The organism is Sporosarcina oncorhynchi (assembly GCF_033304615.1).
GTDB classification, from domain to species: Bacteria; Bacillota; Bacilli; order Bacillales_A; family Planococcaceae; genus Sporosarcina; species Sporosarcina oncorhynchi.
Genome location: NZ_CP129118.1, coordinates 2274810 through 2292319 on the forward strand (window position 1 = coordinate 2274810; position 17510 = coordinate 2292319).

General features: G+C 38.2%; 15 protein-coding genes. 3 read left to right on the plus strand and 12 right to left on the minus strand.

Going from position 1 to position 17510, the window contains the following annotated elements; genetic code table 11:
* The first annotated feature begins 35 nt into the window (after window positions 1-35).
* Window positions 36-1271, plus strand: a complete 1236-nt coding sequence (locus QWT69_RS11060) for an NAD(P)/FAD-dependent oxidoreductase (RefSeq protein ID WP_317965654.1) — start codon at window positions 36-38, stop codon at window positions 1269-1271.
* A gap of 66 nt (window positions 1272-1337) precedes the next feature.
* Here QWT69_RS11060 and hutH read toward each other — a convergent pair whose 3' ends face one another.
* The 3 genes from hutH to QWT69_RS11075 all read right to left on the minus strand — a co-directional run bounded on the left by hutH (window position 1338) and on the right by QWT69_RS11075 (window position 4802).
* The gene (gene hutH / locus QWT69_RS11065) at window positions 1338-2816 is read right to left on the minus strand and encodes a histidine ammonia-lyase (RefSeq protein WP_317965656.1); all 1479 of its coding nucleotides are present in this window, start codon (window positions 2814-2816) and stop codon (window positions 1338-1340) included.
* Between the two features lie 173 nt (window positions 2817-2989).
* Window positions 2990-4267: a DUF4179 domain-containing protein gene (locus tag QWT69_RS11070; protein ID WP_317965658.1), complete on the minus strand. Its 1278-nt coding sequence runs from the start codon at window positions 4265-4267 to the stop codon at window positions 2990-2992.
* 13 nt (window positions 4268-4280) lie between these two features.
* Window positions 4281-4802, minus strand: coding sequence for a sigma-70 family RNA polymerase sigma factor (locus QWT69_RS11075; RefSeq protein WP_317965660.1), 522 nt, complete (start codon window positions 4800-4802; stop codon window positions 4281-4283).
* A gap of 133 nt (window positions 4803-4935) precedes the next feature.
* Between QWT69_RS11075 and QWT69_RS11080 the strand changes: the two genes are divergently transcribed.
* A complete protein-coding gene (locus tag QWT69_RS11080; RefSeq protein WP_317965662.1) occupies window positions 4936-5667 on the plus strand; it encodes a hypothetical protein in 732 nt (243 codons plus the stop codon).
* A gap of 123 nt (window positions 5668-5790) precedes the next feature.
* On the plus strand, window positions 5791-7536 hold the full coding sequence (locus QWT69_RS11085) for a phospho-sugar mutase (protein ID WP_317965664.1): 1746 nt from the start codon (window positions 5791-5793) through the stop codon (window positions 7534-7536).
* A gap of 79 nt (window positions 7537-7615) precedes the next feature.
* Here the strand turns inward: QWT69_RS11085 and QWT69_RS11090 are convergent, their stop codons facing one another.
* The 9 genes from QWT69_RS11090 to QWT69_RS11130 all read right to left on the minus strand — a co-directional run bounded on the left by QWT69_RS11090 (window position 7616) and on the right by QWT69_RS11130 (window position 17508).
* Window positions 7616-8749, minus strand: a complete 1134-nt coding sequence (locus QWT69_RS11090) for a DegT/DnrJ/EryC1/StrS family aminotransferase (RefSeq protein ID WP_317965666.1) — start codon at window positions 8747-8749, stop codon at window positions 7616-7618.
* Between the two features lie 20 nt (window positions 8750-8769).
* On the minus strand, window positions 8770-9195 hold the full coding sequence (locus tag QWT69_RS11095) for a sugar 3,4-ketoisomerase (RefSeq protein WP_317965668.1): 426 nt from the start codon (window positions 9193-9195) through the stop codon (window positions 8770-8772).
* 42 nt (window positions 9196-9237) lie between these two features.
* Window positions 9238-10239, minus strand: a complete 1002-nt coding sequence (gene rfbB / locus QWT69_RS11100) for a dTDP-glucose 4,6-dehydratase (protein WP_317965670.1) — start codon at window positions 10237-10239, stop codon at window positions 9238-9240.
* Window positions 10240-10260: 21 nt separating this feature from the next.
* Entirely contained in the window at window positions 10261-11166 is a 906-nt protein-coding gene (rfbA, locus tag QWT69_RS11105; RefSeq protein ID WP_317965672.1) for a glucose-1-phosphate thymidylyltransferase RfbA, read from the minus strand.
* Between the two features lie 62 nt (window positions 11167-11228).
* A complete protein-coding gene (locus QWT69_RS11110; protein WP_317965674.1) occupies window positions 11229-12728 on the minus strand; it encodes a lipopolysaccharide biosynthesis protein in 1500 nt (499 codons plus the stop codon).
* A 39-nt stretch (window positions 12729-12767) separates the two neighbouring features.
* Complete coding sequence (locus QWT69_RS11115) at window positions 12768-13715, minus strand: glycosyltransferase (protein ID WP_317965676.1); 948 nt, start codon at window positions 13713-13715, stop codon at window positions 12768-12770.
* Window positions 13716-13755: 40 nt separating this feature from the next.
* Window positions 13756-15093, minus strand: coding sequence for a glucose-6-phosphate isomerase (locus QWT69_RS11120; protein WP_317965677.1), 1338 nt, complete (start codon window positions 15091-15093; stop codon window positions 13756-13758).
* A 248-nt stretch (window positions 15094-15341) separates the two neighbouring features.
* Window positions 15342-16346, minus strand: a complete 1005-nt coding sequence (locus QWT69_RS11125; RefSeq protein ID WP_317971045.1) for a glycosyltransferase — start codon at window positions 16344-16346, stop codon at window positions 15342-15344.
* A gap of 22 nt (window positions 16347-16368) precedes the next feature.
* Window positions 16369-17508 (minus strand): EpsG family protein, encoded by a 1140-nt coding sequence (locus QWT69_RS11130; RefSeq protein WP_317965679.1) that lies wholly within the window; start codon window positions 17506-17508, stop codon window positions 16369-16371.
* Between the last annotated feature and the right edge of the window lie 2 nt (window positions 17509-17510).

Sequence of the window (17510 nt, forward strand, 5' to 3'; positions counted from 1 at the left end):
AAATGGGTATACAAACATAAAAAGGGGATGTTCAAATGCATATCCATAAAGGTTCGCTATATTGGCCGTCAACACTTCAACTGCCAAACAGACAAACACCAATAGAAAGAAAGGATACATATGATGTCGTTATTGTCGGTGGTGGCATGTCAGGCGCATTGACCGCATTTGAATTAATCCGACAAGGACTGGATGTAGCTGTTTTTGATAAAAGACAGGTTGCTACAGGCAGTACGTCCGCTAATACAGGACTTCTTCAATACTCCAATGATATCATGCTTCACGAGTTGATTGAGCAAATCGGGGAAAAGAATGCTGTAGCGTTTTACCGGTTATGCCTGGAAGCCATGACAGATTTACATGAAGTAGCTAACCAATTGCCCATTGACCCGGAGTTTATCGGAAGAGATAGCATTTATTATGCCAGTGATGAAAAAGATGAAGCTCGAATGCTTGAGGAGTTCAAAGCGCTGAAAAAGCATGGCTTCCCTTGCGACTATTGGGACAAGGAAACGCTGATGAATAAGACGGGAATTGATAAACCTTGTGCCATCATTACGCATGGCGATGCGGAAGTGAATCCGTATCGATTTGTAAATGGTATTTTTCAGGACTTCGAAAACAAAGGCGGCCATATTTTTGAATATACCGAAGTACAGGATGTTAAAGAAGAGAACGGTCTCCTGCGTCTCAAAACCTCATCTGGTGATTTGCATGCGAAAGATGTCATTTTCACAACGGGTTATGAAACGTTGCCTGTCGGAGAACGAATCGGTGCTGACATTAACCGCTCCTACGTTATTGTGACTGAACCGTTAGAGATGCCGCCTTGGTATGAAAGCGCCATGATTTGGGAGTCAAAACGGCCTTACCTCTATATGCGGACAACCGTCGATCAGCGGATTGTCATTGGCGGACTTGATGAATCTGAAGGCGAAATGCCCTTGTCTGAGAGTCGAATTGAGGAACGTGGTGAGGAACTGAAAAAACAAGTACAGCAACTGTTCCCTGACTTGGACATAAAAATCGCGTTCTCCTACTGTGCGACATTTGGTGAATCGCTCGATAATATCCCGTTCATTGGCGAGCATCCTCAGAAGAAACACCATTATTATTTGCTCGGCTATGGGGGCAACGGGACTGTTTACAGCATGATGGGCGCAAAAATTCTTGCTGATTTACTTACAGGTAAGCACAACCCTTCAGCTTATATTGTCCAGTTAAATCGGACGTTGGAATCAGAAAGTGACGGCCAAACTGTAGTTCAATGATAATTTCTACAGATAGAAAAGCGCCCATTCAGCCGGTAGTTCTAGCTGAATGGACGCTCTTTAGTCTTACATGCTCAAATGCGTTGCGATTTTCTCAATATCCGGCGTGAAGATACGGTCTTCATCTATCGGACTGACGATGTTAGCGAGCTCATCAAATTGGCGTTTTGTCTTTGGCGCCATTTGCTCAACACCACGGTACCCGCAGCCTGTCATTGCGCATAACGCTTCAATCGCTAAAACATTCCTTGCGTTTTTAATAATTTGATGTGCGTGTCGAGCACCGATTGTCCCCATCGATACATGATCTTCCTGGTTTCCTGATGAAGGAATGGAGTCGACAGAGGCTGGGTGCGCCAATGTTTTATTTTCCGAAACGAGACTTGCTGCCGAGTATTGCAATATCATCGCACCTGATTGCAAGCCTGGTTGCGCACTCAAAAACGGTGGCAATCCTTCATTTAACTGTGGATTGACGAGGCGTTCAATCCGTCTCTCTGAAATATTCGCAAGTTCAGCAACACCAAGTTTTAAAAAGTCCATCGCGAATGCAATCGGCTGACCGTGGAAGTTTCCACCGGAGACAACTGTTTCGCCATCATCAAAAATGAGTGGATTATCCGTTGCCGCATTGATTTCAATCTCAAGCTTCTCCTTCACATAAGACAACACTTGCCAACTCGCCCCGTGCACTTGCGGAATACAACGGATTGAATAAGCATCTTGGACACGTTTTTCTCCTTGTGTCGTCGTCAACTTGCTATCTTTAAGCCACTCCATCATTCTCGCGGCAACATCAACCTGCTCCGTGTAACCACGTGCGATATGAATGGACGGATGGAATGCATCTGTAATTCCGTGCAATGCTTCCATTGTCATTGCCGCAATCCATTCGCTGCTATAGGCTAGTTTCTCGGCTTCTAAATAGTTCACAACGCCTTGAGCCGTCATCGCTTGTGTTCCGTTAATGAGTGCCAATCCTTCTTTTGCTTCAAGGACAATCGGTTCCATCTGCCTGTCTTGCCATACTGAATCTGCAGCTACAGGTTGACCTTCATTCCACACAAAGCCTTCCCCTAATAGGACAAGCGCCAAATGAGAAAGTGGTGCAAGATCTCCTGAAGCCCCAAGTGAACCTTGTTGAGGTATGACCGGATCTATTCTGTTATTTACCATAAACGCAAAACGCTCTAACACTTCAACGCGGATCCCAGAAAAACCCTTTAATAGTGCATTTAAACGCAATACGACCATCGCCCGCGAAACAACTTCCGGGAACGGCTCCCCTACTCCACACGCATGTGAACGAATAAGATGAAGCTGCAAATCCTTAGTATCCTTCTCATCAATTTTCACATCGCTGAATTTCCCAAAACCTGTGTTAATGCCGTAAACGGTTTTGTCATTCTGGACAATACGGTCAACCGCTTCCCTACTCTTCTTCACACGTCCAAGCGCATCTTCGTTTAAAACAACTTGCTTCCCTTTATATAAAATCTCTTCCATTTGTTGAAGTGTCAATGAACTACCTGTTAGCTCGATCATAGCCATCATCCTTTTCCCCAGTTATGTAAACGCATTCTTTTCTTTATGGTACACGATTTCAAAAGAAATTTGGTGATTATTACGAAAGTTTGTTCTATGGTAATGTAGTGTTGTTTTAGTGTGATGATGTAATGAAAAACCCACGAGACGTAGATAGTCTCGTGGGTTGACAGTTATTTGATTTTAATGGTGACGTCTCCGTTGATGTAGGATGGATAAGATATTAATGGAAGTCTTATTGGATTTTTAAATGGTTTTTCAGCTAGCTCGAAATGAATATTCATTTTTTCTTCAGAAGCTATAGACCCTTGTGCGTTACTTTCTACTTCATTTCCATTCGCATCCAACAAGATTGAAAATGGATCATAATGGCTGCCTTTTTCACTCTTCATCTCTATTTCAATAAACGAGCCACTGACTGTTAAGTTGCTGAAAAGGTTAAGAGGCGGTTGGCGAATGATCTTTTTTTTCTCAGTATCAATAACAACAAAAGCCTCATCCTTATCCATAGCCATCAGCTTATTGAACGTTAATGTAAGATGATCGCTCTCTTTAAAATAATTACTTTGTAAGTAATAAATCATGACGTTCGATTCGTCCGTTCCACTAGCTGTTACACCATTGCTAATGGAACTCCACGTTTCCCCTGAACCGTCGATGAGTTTCAAGTCTTCAAACCCGAGGATTTCCTTTGTATTCTCCTCATCGAACTCCACTTCCACAGCCGTTTTCAGTGAACCGATAGTGACAGAACGAATATGAATTTTCTGTCCTTCGACGATTGCTGTTTCATTGATGATGTATTGTTCTTTTCTGATTGGTTGTAACGTATTTTCAAATGGGATTTGAATGATTTCATCATTGACTTCATATTCCAATAGAAGCTTTCCGCTCGGTACAGTTCGATTGAATTCAAACTCGACTTCTGTCGTTGCAATTATTCTTGTATCCGTATATTCAAAACTTGCACCAACCGTATTTGATGTGACAATGACTTCACCTTGAAGATTGAGGATCCGGAACTCGGGTCGGGAATGATCAGCGAATCGATCCGTTTCGATCGTAAGGAACGCAATCATCGCCGTTTCATCCGTAATCATCCCTTCCACCGTCACTTTCATGTCTTCCGTTTCCTCTGAAACACCTATCTCCTGAAAGTGTTCATTTTCAACGGCTAACCGCAGGCCTTTGTCATTTTGAATCGTTTCCACAAATCCAGCCATTCCCGGAATGGAAGCTACAGCATTTGCAAACGCTGGTGATACACGGATGGAAGTGATAAATGTCAGTAGTAAAATTGCAGCGACAACTGTCGTCCACACGCTTCGTTTAACAAAACGTCGCTTCTTCATTTCAGTCACTTTTGCCTGTTTAAAGCCTTCTAAAATAGCATTTTCCAATTGTTCATCCTGAATCTCATTTTTCTCAATCTCTTCTTTCCACTTCTCCAAGTTCTTCTCCTCGTCATGCACGGCGTTCCGCTCCTTTCCCTTCGAAGAAATCCCGTAACGATTTTACCGCCTTATACAATCTTGTTTTCACAGTACCTTCCGGTGTCGATGTCATATCGGCGATGTCTTTAATTTTAATATCATGCAAGTATTTCAGGTGGACCAGTTGCCGGTCTTTTTCGGATAAATGACTGAGCGCCTCTTCCACTTCTAAATACGTAAAGTCATCACTGATTCCTTTCATCTCTGCTATATTGTCATTAAATACATAGCGATTCTTCTTCCGTATTACGTCTCGGCAATGATTCATCATGATCCGGACCAACCATGTCTTCGCATATTCTGGTGTATGAAGCGTCTTGATTTTTTCATACGCGCGGAATGTCACTTCCTGAACAGCATCGAGTGCATCTCCATCATTTTTCAAATAAGCGAGCGCGGTTCTATATAATGCTTCTTTATGCATGAACATCAATTGCAGGAAAGCTTCATCATCTCCACGAATCGCTTTCGCTGCAAGTTCTTTTTCTGTCATTTCCCCGCCCCCTTCCGACCTACTTATACATTAGACTTGTGAACTTGAAAAAAGTTTTCCATATCCCAAGAGTCCAACCCATTTCATTCATTGTTACATAAGATAAAGCGAAGCGCTTGAAAGGAGAGAACCGATGAACGATATGAATTCAAGCAGTCACGATGAATTATGGTATCCGAAACTACCTGAAGGATATACGAGGGAGGCAGATAAGATGAATCGAAATGGAATGGACGGTTGGATGCCGGGTACGGGCATGCCGGTTTACGGAATGGATGGCTATGGAATGGACGGATCGATGCCTGGAATGGAGATGTCTAACTATCAGATGAACCAGTGGGAACAGAATGATCCGACAGCATTTCCTGGATTTCCACCATGGGGAGGTGGACCTGGAGGCGGTTTTCCTGGTTTCCCACCGGGGCAAGGCGGGCCTGGTGGCGGATTCCCTGGATTCCCTCCTTGGCAAGGGGGTTCTGGTGGCGGATTCCCTGGATTTCCACCAGGGCAAGGCGGACCTGGTGGCGGATTTCCTGGATTTCCACCCGGACAAAGCGGACCTGGAGGATTCCCACCGGGGCAAGGCGGCTCTGGACAAGGCGCCCAACAAGCACCGACTTCAGCACCACCCAGCTACACACCTAGTTATCCAAGCACCCAAACTTTTAGAGTCGACCCAGGCGGCATAAGAGGCTGCATGTACCGCTATACGTATATTTGGACTTCCCGGACAAAAGGATTCTGGTACTATCCAACATTTGTCGGCCGCACATCCATTGCCGGTTATAGATGGAGAGCGAATCGGAGAAGATGGGAATACTTTGGGATGGATTTAAATCGTATTGACCAGTTTACTTGTTTTTGAAAATCAACGTTCCAGAATGAGTCATACCATTCTGGAACGTTTTCATTTCGTATACAATTCCACATAGTTAACGAAGGATATTGATATACTTATAATAGAGACTAGTTGAAGGAGGTCGACCCCATGTTGGACAACTCATACGACACATACAAACGATGGTTTGACGAAAAGAATATGCCTGACTACTTGAAACGTGAATTAGCAACAATAGCAACTGACAGTGAAGAAATTAAAGAACGGTTTCATTCACATTTAACTTTCGGCACAGGTGGAATGCGAGGTATTTTAGGTGCAGGTATAAACAGGATGAACATTTTTACAATCCGACGTGTCGCAGAAGGTCTTTCCCGTTATTTGGCTACCCATTGTGAAAATGCCTCTAAACGCAGTGTAGTTATTGCATACGATACGAGGCATTTGTCGAAAGAGTTTGCACTCGAAGCTGCGCGAGTCATCGGAACACATGGATTCCGTGTATATTTATTTAACGAAAACCGACCAACTCCGGAACTTTCATTTGCGGTAAGATATCTCGAAGCAAGCGCTGGGATTGTCATCACAGCTAGCCATAACCCGTCAAATTATAATGGTATTAAAGTATATGGCGATGACGGTGGCCAGCTTGCTTCAAAAGAAGCTCAAGAGGTCCTTTCTTACATTGAAGACATTCAAGACATCTTTGGAATTGCATTAGAAACAGCAGAAAACTTGATGGAAGAAGGACTTCTCATTCCTGTACTCGAAGAGATTGATACAGCCTATCAACATAAAGTGTTGACACTTCGGAGAAATGAATCCCATTCAAAATCAACCATGAAGGAACTGCCGATCGTCTACACCCCCCTTCACGGGACAGGATTAGTGCCGGTGACAACTGCACTTAAAGCATTCGGTTTCAGCAACGTCACTGTTGTCGCAGAACAAGCTTTACCTAATCCAGATTTCTCCACAGTACACTATCCAAACCCTGAAGAGCCAGATACATTTAAACTGGCGATGGAACTGGGTGTTAAAACCAAAGCTGAATTACTTCTTGCTACAGATCCCGATGCGGACCGCTTAGGTGTTGCGGCTAGAAAAGGTGATCGCACATTTGAAATTATTGGCGGAAATGAACTTGGCGCATTACTGCTTCACTATCTTTTGTTGACTAAAGAGCAAGCAGGCACTTTGCCGACGAATGGTGTCATACTAAAGACGATTGTCACTTCCGAACTCGGACGCCGTATAGCCGCGAAATTTAATGTACAGACGATTGATACATTGACGGGCTTTAAATTTATTTCAGAAAAAATCAAAGAATACGAAGCTACAGGCGAATACACCTTTCTATTCGGATATGAAGAAAGTTATGGCTATTTACTAGGCGATTTTGTGCGCGACAAAGACGCCGTCCAAGCAGCAGTCGTTACTGCAGAAATGGCCGCCTATCACCTGGAGAACGGAAAGACGCTTTTCGATGTACTTGATGATTTATATAAGGAATTTGGCTACCATGCCGAAGCTACACACGCCCTAACATTTGAAGGCATTGCAGGCCAAGAGAAGATTGAACGAATCATGGACATATTCCGATTAAATCCTCCGACTGAGTTCGGCGGCGTTCGGGTAGTTGCCGTCGAAGACTATGAACAACACCAACGAATCTATTCGGATGGAAGAATTGAACTTCTGAACCTCCATCAATCCAACGTGTTGAAATTCCTGTTGGAAGATGACTCTTGGATTTGTGTTCGCCCTTCAGGAACCGAACCGAAATGCAAATTCTATTTAGGCGTAAAAAAAGAGACTTCCGAGGAAGCCGCTAGGATGTTGGAGATTATGTGGGCTGGGATTATGGATTATTTAAATACGAAAGGAGTTAACTAGTAAAACTTCCTTACGAAGGAGATTTTACTAGTTGGAGTGACTAATTATTTCGATCGCTGTTACAGAAAACTTATTTCACTTACACCTGTAGTTCCTGTTTTTCATGAATAACCGATTCTATGACTACAAAATCATTTATCGCTTGAATGACTGCCTGTGTTTCTTCATCTGTTTGAACGGGAGATAATGGTAAACTAAGCACTTCATCATGTATTTGCTCGGAAATTGGATAGCTTTCATTATTCATTTCTTTATAAGCCTGTTGCAGATGTGGAGGAATTGGATAGTGAATCATTGATTCAATTCCTCTCTCATTAAGGAAGCGCTGCAACTCTGTCCTATTACTTGTTCGAATAACAAATAGATGCCACACATGTTCTGCCGTATTAGCCGGTTGCTCAGGTAGAATGATATGTTTATTTTTCATTTCACGCAGATAAGTAGTCGCGATCTTCCGCCTAGCGTCATTCCTAGTATCTAAGTCTTGTAATTTTATACGTAGAAACGCAGCCTGCATTTCATCCAATCGATGATTATAGCCTCTATATAAATTTTCATATTTTTTGGGAGATCCATAGTTTCGAAGTGCAAACAGTTTTTCAGCCAATACTCCATCATTCGTTGTTATGGCTCCGCCATCTCCTATAGCCCCTAAATTCTTACTAGGGTAAAAACTGAAAGCAGAAGCATCTGCTAAACTCCCTGTGCGACTTCCCTTATATACTGCACCATGTGCCTGAGCCGAATCTTCAATGACTTTTAAATTATGCTCAAACGCAATTTGCCGGATTGGATCCATATCGGCAACTCGTCCATATAAATGAACGACTACTATCGCTTTCGTTTTGGAAGTGATTTTCGCTTTCACTTTCTCAGGGTCAATTGTAAAAGTTATTGGATTTGGTTCAACTAAAATCGGTTTTGCGCCAACTTCAGATATTGCTAATATTGGAGCGATTTGTGTATTGGAGGGAACAATGATGTCATCCCCCGGTCCAAATCCATATGCTTTCAAAAGTAATTTCAGGGCATCCAATCCGTTACTAACACCAACGCAATAGTTCGTCCCACAATAGTTCGCATACTCCTTTTCAAATGAATTCACTTCCTCACCTAAAACATACCAGCCACTTTCAATAACGCGGCTAGCAGCTTTTTGGAATCGTTCTTCGTATGCTTCATTTACTTTTTTTAAACTTAAAAATTCTATCAATTAGACCGTTCCCCCTATTATTAGTTTTTCACTAGTTTAAGAAACTCTTCGTAATCACCCAAATTATCATATTCCTCATAGTAGGCATCCGATAAAACCATCAGCACACAATCTTCCGAGAAGTTATGCATCTCATGCCAGATCATCTTATCTATGAACAAGCCCTTATCCTTACTATTTAATTGATATGATATCTTTTCGTAACTATCATCTAAAAGTACGTCAACGGAACCTGCCAAACAAACCATTACTTGATATGAATTTCTCATCGCGTGAAACCCTCTTGGTCTATCAGGCTTCGTATTATAAATGAAATAAACTCTTTTCAACTCAAATGGAATATTTTTTCCTGACTCCATGGCTACTAGCGAACCTCTTATATCTCCCATCTCCGTAAATTGAATTAAGCCACTTCTTACCGGATTCGCCAATTCGTTACTTTTCATCACAATCCCCTTTTCTCTCCAAGTTTTCAAAGCAATATCAGGTCAGGTTTTCAATAACCAGTCCTGATTTTCTAAATACCAATCAATTGTTTTAGTAAGTCCCTTTTCATAAGATGTACGTGGTGACCAACCAATTTCAGCAGTTATTTTCGTATTATCAATTGCGTATCTCACATCATGACCTAATCGATCATCTACATACATCAATAACTCTTCACTTTTATTCAAATATGTTAAAATAAATTTCACAATTTCATTATTTTCTCTTTCATTATTGCCCCCAATATTATAAACTTCACCTATTTTGCCATGATGTAAAACTGCTGCTATCGCTGTACAGTGATCTTCTACGAATAACCAATCCCTCACTTGTTTGCCGTCTCCATATATTGGAATGGGTAAATCCAGTAAGGCATGCTGAATAACAAGAGGAATCAGTTTTTCGCTATATTGAAATGGTCCATAATTATTTGAACATCTTGTAATAATTGTTGGAAGCCCATATGTTTCATAATAGGCTCTTACTAGCATGTCAGCGGATGCTTTTGAGGCTGAATATGGACTATTAGGGGCTAAGTTGGATTCCTCTGTAAAATACCCACTCTTACCAAGCGTCCCATACACTTCATCTGTAGATACCTGAATGAAACGGGTATGCTTTTTAAAATCTGTACAATCAATATTCTTCTGATCGAGCTTCCAAAACTTTCTGGCTGTCTCTAAGAGAATTTGTGTACCAATTATATTTGTTTCCACGAAAAGGGAAGGATTTTTAATACTTCGATCGACATGTGTTTCAGCAGCAAAATGAATGACTTGATCAATATCGTACTTCTGAAAAATTTCCTCAAGCAATTCACTATTATCAATTCGACCTTCTATGAATTTATAGTTAGATCCATTTTCCAAGTCATTAAGATTATTTTCATTTCCTGCATACGTTAAACTATCGAGGTTCACAACCATATGTTCATTAGTTGAAAGCATAAGTCTGATGAAATTGGATCCTATGAATCCAGCACCACCTGTAACTAATAGATTCATGGCGACTCCTTTGCATGTAATTTATTTAGATACTAAAAATCCATTCGAATAAACTTCGTTTACTGAGTTTGCAACATCAAGTAGATAGGCCCCGTAATTTGTTTTCATCATAGGTTGCGCTAATTGAATTAGCTTATCTTTCGTAATATATCCTTTCCTGTATGCAATTTCTTCTATACAAGCTACGTATAGTCCTTGCCTCTTTTGTATTGCTTCTACGAAATTTGCTGCTTCAAGAAGTGATTCATGGGTGCCAGTGTCCAGCCAAGCGAGACCTCTCCCCATCACTTCAACCTTCAATTCACCTCGACATAAATAGTCATTTAGTATTGAAGTGATTTCCAATTCACCACGACCGGATGGTTTTACATTCTTAGCATATTCGACTACTTTATGATCAAAAAAGTACAATCCAGGAACGGCATATTTAGACTTAGGATTTTGCGGCTTTTCTTCTATTGAAATTGCATTCTGATTTTCATCCAATTCCACTACACCATAATCACTTGGATTTTGTACCTGACACCCTAAAATTTTAGCTCCTCTGGTAAGATTGGCTGCATTCATTAAAAAACCACCGAAATCATTACCGTAAAAGATATTATCTCCAAGAACTAATGTCACAGACGAATTACCAATGAACTCTTCTCCGACAATAAATGCTTCGGTCAATCCAGCCGGCTTGTATTGGATTTTATATTCAAGTTGAATGCCAATGTCTGACCCATCTCCAAGTAGTTCCTTAAAATGATTAATATCCCTTGGTGTTGAAATAATCAATATCTCTTTTATTCCTGCTAATAATAATATCGATAATGGATAATAAATCATCGGTTTATCATACACGGGGAGGATTTGTTTCGAAATGGATTTCGTCAATGGATAAAGACGCGTTCCTAATCCGCCCGCTAGTATTATTCCTTTCATATACAATCACCTAACCCTTTGGTCGTTATTGTATTTAGCATTACTTTATATATTAGTTCCAATTAAAAGGTTTGTTTCTTTTTTTTATACTTTAATAACGGCTTAAGTGTGGTAATTCCATTTCTAATAATCTGGTATATGATCATAAGTTCTTTAACTTTAAATATTTTGCAAAGTACTATATAGATGCTCACACCAATTCCAATTTGAATCGCTAATATAAAGATGTAATTCATAGTTAACATATTTCCTACCCAGAACACAGTCAGCCCCATAATGCATGAGATTGTAAATGCCGGTAGGAGATCATTTAATTGTTTCCTCGTAGAATACGCAACTTCTTTTCCAGTAAAATACGTGTTTACAAACATTGAGATATACGAATTTACTACGGCTGCAACTATCAATCCTATAATTCCTGTTTTTAAAAGTACTGCTAATATAATTAAAACCGTTAAGATTACTTTCTTAATTACTTCTATTAATAAAAACAGATCAGATCTGCCTTTAACTTGAAGAATACTTAAATTGATAATATGAATCGGAAAGAGCATTCCAGCAATGCATAGCAATTGAAAGTAAATTACTGAAGGTAACCATTTTTCACCTAATAATATTCCAAATGTAGGGGTTGCTACTGCAGCTAAACCTATCATCAGAGGAAAGTTCACAAAACCCGATGTTTTAATAATTTTTTCAAAGGCCATTTTAAGCCGATTCTCGTCATCTTGCATACTGCTCAAGACTGGATAGGAAACCCTCTCAACTGCATTGGAAATTGACAACGCTGTAAAGTCTCTAAACTTCAACGCATTCGAATAATATCCAAGTTGTGAAGTCGAATAGGTTTTTCCAATGATCACGGAGTAGACATTATTGTAAATTGTGTCAATAATACTAGATGCTAATAATTTGGATCCGAACCCGAAATATTTTTTAAAGGATTTATAACTAAACGCAACAGAAGGAATCCATCTACTGTAAAACCAAAGTGAAACGGTCTGAATAAGATGAGTTAAAACCATATTGATTACCAAACTCCATACTCCAAAGCCGAGTAACGCAATAGTAATAGTGATTAAACCAGATATCACCACAGAAAAAATACTGACTTTCGTTATTGTTTTAAAATCAATTTCTTTTACTAACTTGACTCTTTGAATGATTCCCAAGGAGTTAATAATGAGAACAACTGAAATCACTCTAATAATCTCAATTAACTGAGGCTCATTATAAAATGCACTGATAAATTTCGCTGAAACAAATAAAATTCCATAGGCTAATAATGATACGAGTAAGTTAAAATAAAACACTGTAGAATAATCCAATTGTGTGGTTTTTTTATCCCGAATTAGCGCTTGTGAAAAGCCACTATCAATTAACGTATTGGATATTGCAATAAAAACCATAATCATTCCAATTAAGCCAAAGTGATGTGGCAACAGTAACCTTGCCATAATAATTTGCAAGCCTAATTGAATTCCGCCCCTGGACATTAAGTCCATAAAGCTCCAAAACAAACCGGTCATCGTTTTATTTTCTAACGAACTTGAATTGGGCATCTTGAATGCTCCTACTTAGATTTCTATATTGAGAAACATTTAGAGCAATGATTTAACCTTTACTAGTAGAGCAAGTGATTTTGGGAAGTGAATATTCCCTTTAAATATTATTCTTTGTTTCATATTCATAGATCCAATGTATTCTTTATACTCACTACTCTTCAATTTCTTCTTGTTACCTTCTAAACCTAAATTAAGTACTTCAAATGGAATTTTTGCTTGTTTGATTTCATTATCATATTTATATTTTGAATACTCATTGAAGTTATCTAATAACTCTACAAAACCTTTGTTACGCTCAATTTGTTTCTCTTTTGTATTCCCTTCTTTTTTCCACTTGTCCATTATTGAATCTTTTACTTCTATTCGATAAACGCCCAAGTTCTCATCGATAAAATGCGCGTAGCCGTGACTAGTTGTTATTAACTTTAAGGAGTTGTCCCTTACTACAGCGCTATAATACCAATTAGGAGGATGATCCATTAACTCACGACGATAAATAAATGAAGAAGTTGGGATAAAACCAAACAATGCTAACTCACCAGCATTAAATTTCGTTTTATCTTTAGAGAAATAATTATTGTCTTTTTTAATTAAAGATCGTTTCGTATCAGTATCTTTATTCGTTCCTCTTACTAAATAAGCATTATGAAAACAAAATGTACAATCAGGATTAGCCTCCAAATAATCTACTTGTTTTTGCAATTTATATGGATCTAACCAGTAATCATCGCCTTCGCAAATTGCCACATACTTTCCTATCGATTCACTATGAAGTCTAACGCTATTTTCTCTGGCGCCTACATTATGTTCTGAAGTGATCACACGAATTTTATCTGGATGTTTTTGAGCATACTCCTCAACAATTCGCATTGTGTCATCAGTACTACAATCCTCTCCGATTAGAAGCTCGTATTCAAAATTCGTTACTTGCATCAACACGCTTTCAATCGCATCCCGAATATAGTTTTCATGATTATAAGTCACACAATTTACACTCACTAACACGGTCATCATTTCCCTCATTTCAAATCATATTGGCATTTGTATATTCAGGTCTTTCAAGTGATATAAACATATTCTTTTTATAGGCTTCTACCCCAGGTTGATCAAATGGATCCACGCCCATCAAAAAACCACTCATAGCACACGATAGTTGAAAGAAGTATACTAAGTAACCAAAATTGTATGCATCCATTTTAGGTATTTGTACGACTATATTAGGTACTCCACCATTCGAATGTGCAAGTACAACTCCACTAAACGCTTTGTCGTTTATATAATTCATTGTTTCGCCGCTTAAGTAATCTAACTTATCTTGGTTACAACTTGTTTTTTCGATTATGATGTCTCGTTGCATGGAAACCACTTTTATAGTTGTTTCAAAAAGATCTCTTCTTCCTTCTTGAACATATTGACCAAGCGAATGGAGATCAGTTGAATAGATGGCTGTTGTTGGAAATACACCTTTTTTATCTTTACCTTCACTTTCAGCAAATAATTGTTTCCACCACTCAGTCAAGTATTTAAAGCTAGGCTCATAAGCTACAAGTATTTCAATCGTTTTACCTTTGCGATAGAGGATATTACGTATTGCTGCATATTGATAAGCTGGATTTTCAGCAATTTTAGGACTCTTCAATTCATTTCTTGCAGTAATAGCACCAGTTACGATATCCTGAATACAAATTCCGCTAACCGCCATCGGAAAGAGTGCAGCCGCAGTGAAAATTGAATATCTACCTCCAATATTCGCGGGCATTATAAATGTCTTGTATCCTTCTGTGCTTGCAATCGAATTCAGCGGACTTGAAGTATCATCTGTTGTTATATAAATTCTTTTGCTGGCCATTTGTTTACCATATTTCTTTTCTAGTAGATTTCGAAAAATCCTAAAAGCTATAGCTGGCTCCAAGGTAGTACCCGATTTCGATATTACATTTATGGAAAAGTCTTTTTCATGTAGCAGATCTATCAAATCAGCAGTATAAGTTGGACTTAAATTATTCCCAACAAAGAAAATTTTTGGAGCTGATCGTTTTTCTTGAGATAGGTTATTATGAAAGCTATGTTGTAAAGCCTCAATAGCCGCCCGTCCCCCTAAATATGAGCCTCCAATTCCAATGACGATTAATATATCACTGTCACTCTTAACTTTTTGAGATGCTCTATTGATCTGATTAATCTCATCGAGGTCAATCCGTAGCGGCTGATGAACCCAACCTAAGCAGTTAGCCGCAGACTCTTTCTTACAATTTACATGAAGCTTCTCATGGTGATATATCACTTCATCACATAATTTTCCTAATTCACCGCTGTCAAAGAAAGGATAAGCCTTGGAATAATCTAATTTGATGTTACTCACATCTTCATCTCCTCCACCACTTAATGAGTGTATGAATGCTAATCGGATATCATTCAAAAAAATGATGTTCTTTTACTCAGATGAATGAATGTACTTACTTTCCTGCTCAATGAGACCCTATATTATTTATCCTATTCATATAGGACAATGGTCAGAACCTAAAATTATCTATAGTCAAGATTCAATACTTAACGAGTAATAACGGCTATATTTTTCAAAAAAACAACGTCAGTGTACCTGACATTGTCTCAACGGGTCTTAACGATAAAATGCTTGGTCTTTATGAGTAGTTTAAACAGATAGGATGTGCTGGGCAGCCCGATGCAATTAAGCAACACTTTTGTCGCGTTTTGAATTGGTGTATTCGTAAACGCCAATAAGTGTCTGTGCTCTGCAATGTCCCTCCAAATCATATGCCTATCCCGTTTTTTTAAGAATCCACTAAACCAGATTGCAAAATAGTATCTCGCTATTACATTTATCATTATCTGATTTTGTAACTTTTCAAATCCAATAAGGTAGCTTACATTCCTACCCCAATAATCCGCGACAAATATACTATCTCGGAAATTTTTATATGAAAACTGAGAAGTAATTTGCCCATCTCTATCTCTTCTATATACATATAGTGCCTTATCAATAAAACGTACGTTCTCTACTTTCATAAATATTGTGGGTGTCCAGATCACATCTTCGTAACTTCTTCCCACTTCAAATAAAAGATTGTTCTTCTCGATAAAATCTCTACGAATAACAGCTAAACATGCATACCAAGGGAAATTCTTTTCTTTATCTAAAATATAGGAGAGAATCTCTAATCCAGTTAGTCGGGAAATGATAGTTGAATCAAGTTTCAAGAACTTTTCTATTTTATTGTTTGTTGTTTCATAGTACTCAGAGTGCCTAAAAAATAAATAGTCTATAGTGTTATTTAGTTGTAATTCAGTAACAACAGTTTCTAACAAAGTATTCTCCCAAAAATCATCTGAGTCCAAAAAGATTATATATTCTCCGGTAGCTTTTTTTATACCAGTGTTTCGTGCATCCGAGAGTCCACCGTTTTTTTGTTTGTATAAAGATATACACTCGTATGCTGCAAAGTACTTTCTGCAAATCTTATCACTGTTATCTGTAGATCCATCATTAATTAAAAGTATTTCAATATTTTTATACGATTGTTTTAGAACACTCTCAATTGCATCTTCTAGGTACTTTTCGACATTATAAACCGGAATGATTATTGTAATCTTTATTCTAAATCACCTCATATCGCTGTTATCTTTTAGGAATTTGTTTGACTAAGTGATAATAACGTGATGAAAAAGTATACTCACTTGAATTATAAATATGGATATATGGAATTATTGATTCGCTGTCATAATTTATCTCAGCCTGCTGTACCATCGAATTCAACTCTTTATTTAAATATAAAAAACTGAATATCGTTATTAAGTACGCAATTATCAATTTATTTATTTTAACTTTATAGAGAGAATAAATATTAGAGAATAACAGAATCTCCAATACTCGACCATATATAGAAAGTCTAGAAGCGCTTAACTCTCCACCGAATTGGAAAAAGAAATAAAATAGAATACTAAAAATATAAACGTTTAGTATTTTATAGTTAATTTCTTTAGCTTTTATTAGTTGTTTGTAATAGATAAGGGCTACTATTAGTAAGATGAGTCTCGCTACACTCTGAAAATCGAATGGATTTAGAGACACGTTCTGTTGTATATAAGGGGTGATTTTTGAAACTAAGAAGGAACTGGGAATATAATTAACGATAAAACCTAGAGGGAGTGAAGCAAACAAAACGGCTACACCTGTTAACACGATATAGTTTTTCATACTTAGTTTCGCTTTTGAAAGAAAATATAATGCAATAAGTATTAACGAGGAAGTATGGATGAAAGATAATAAAATGGAAATAACAATAATTTTTAATGCTTTTTTTTCTTCAATACATTTTACTAAATAGTAAATTCCTATTGCTATTGTTAAACTTTGTCTAAGTCCGCTGAGTGTCCAGACAAAATAAAACATACAAAAGTATAAAAACATCGCAAGCATTGAATTTTCACTATATCTCCATGCTAATTTATACATAAAGAACAGGTTTACTGCAGCAATTATGGAAATATATAGTTGATAGGGTATTCCCAATTCCTTAAAAATAGAGCCAACCATTCGAAAGCCTAATTCTTGAGGCGCTAGACCATATTTATATTCTTCTAAAAAGGAACTATATAATTGATCGTATAAATATTGATAAGCAAAGTAATCTGTTCCAATTCCATATCTAAAAAATGAAATAAGCGCTAATGCCAGAGTGAAAAATAGTAAAACTCTCTTTTTGTTTTGGCAAAAAAACGAGAAGAATGTCCCCACTATAAAAAGTGCATAGAACATTA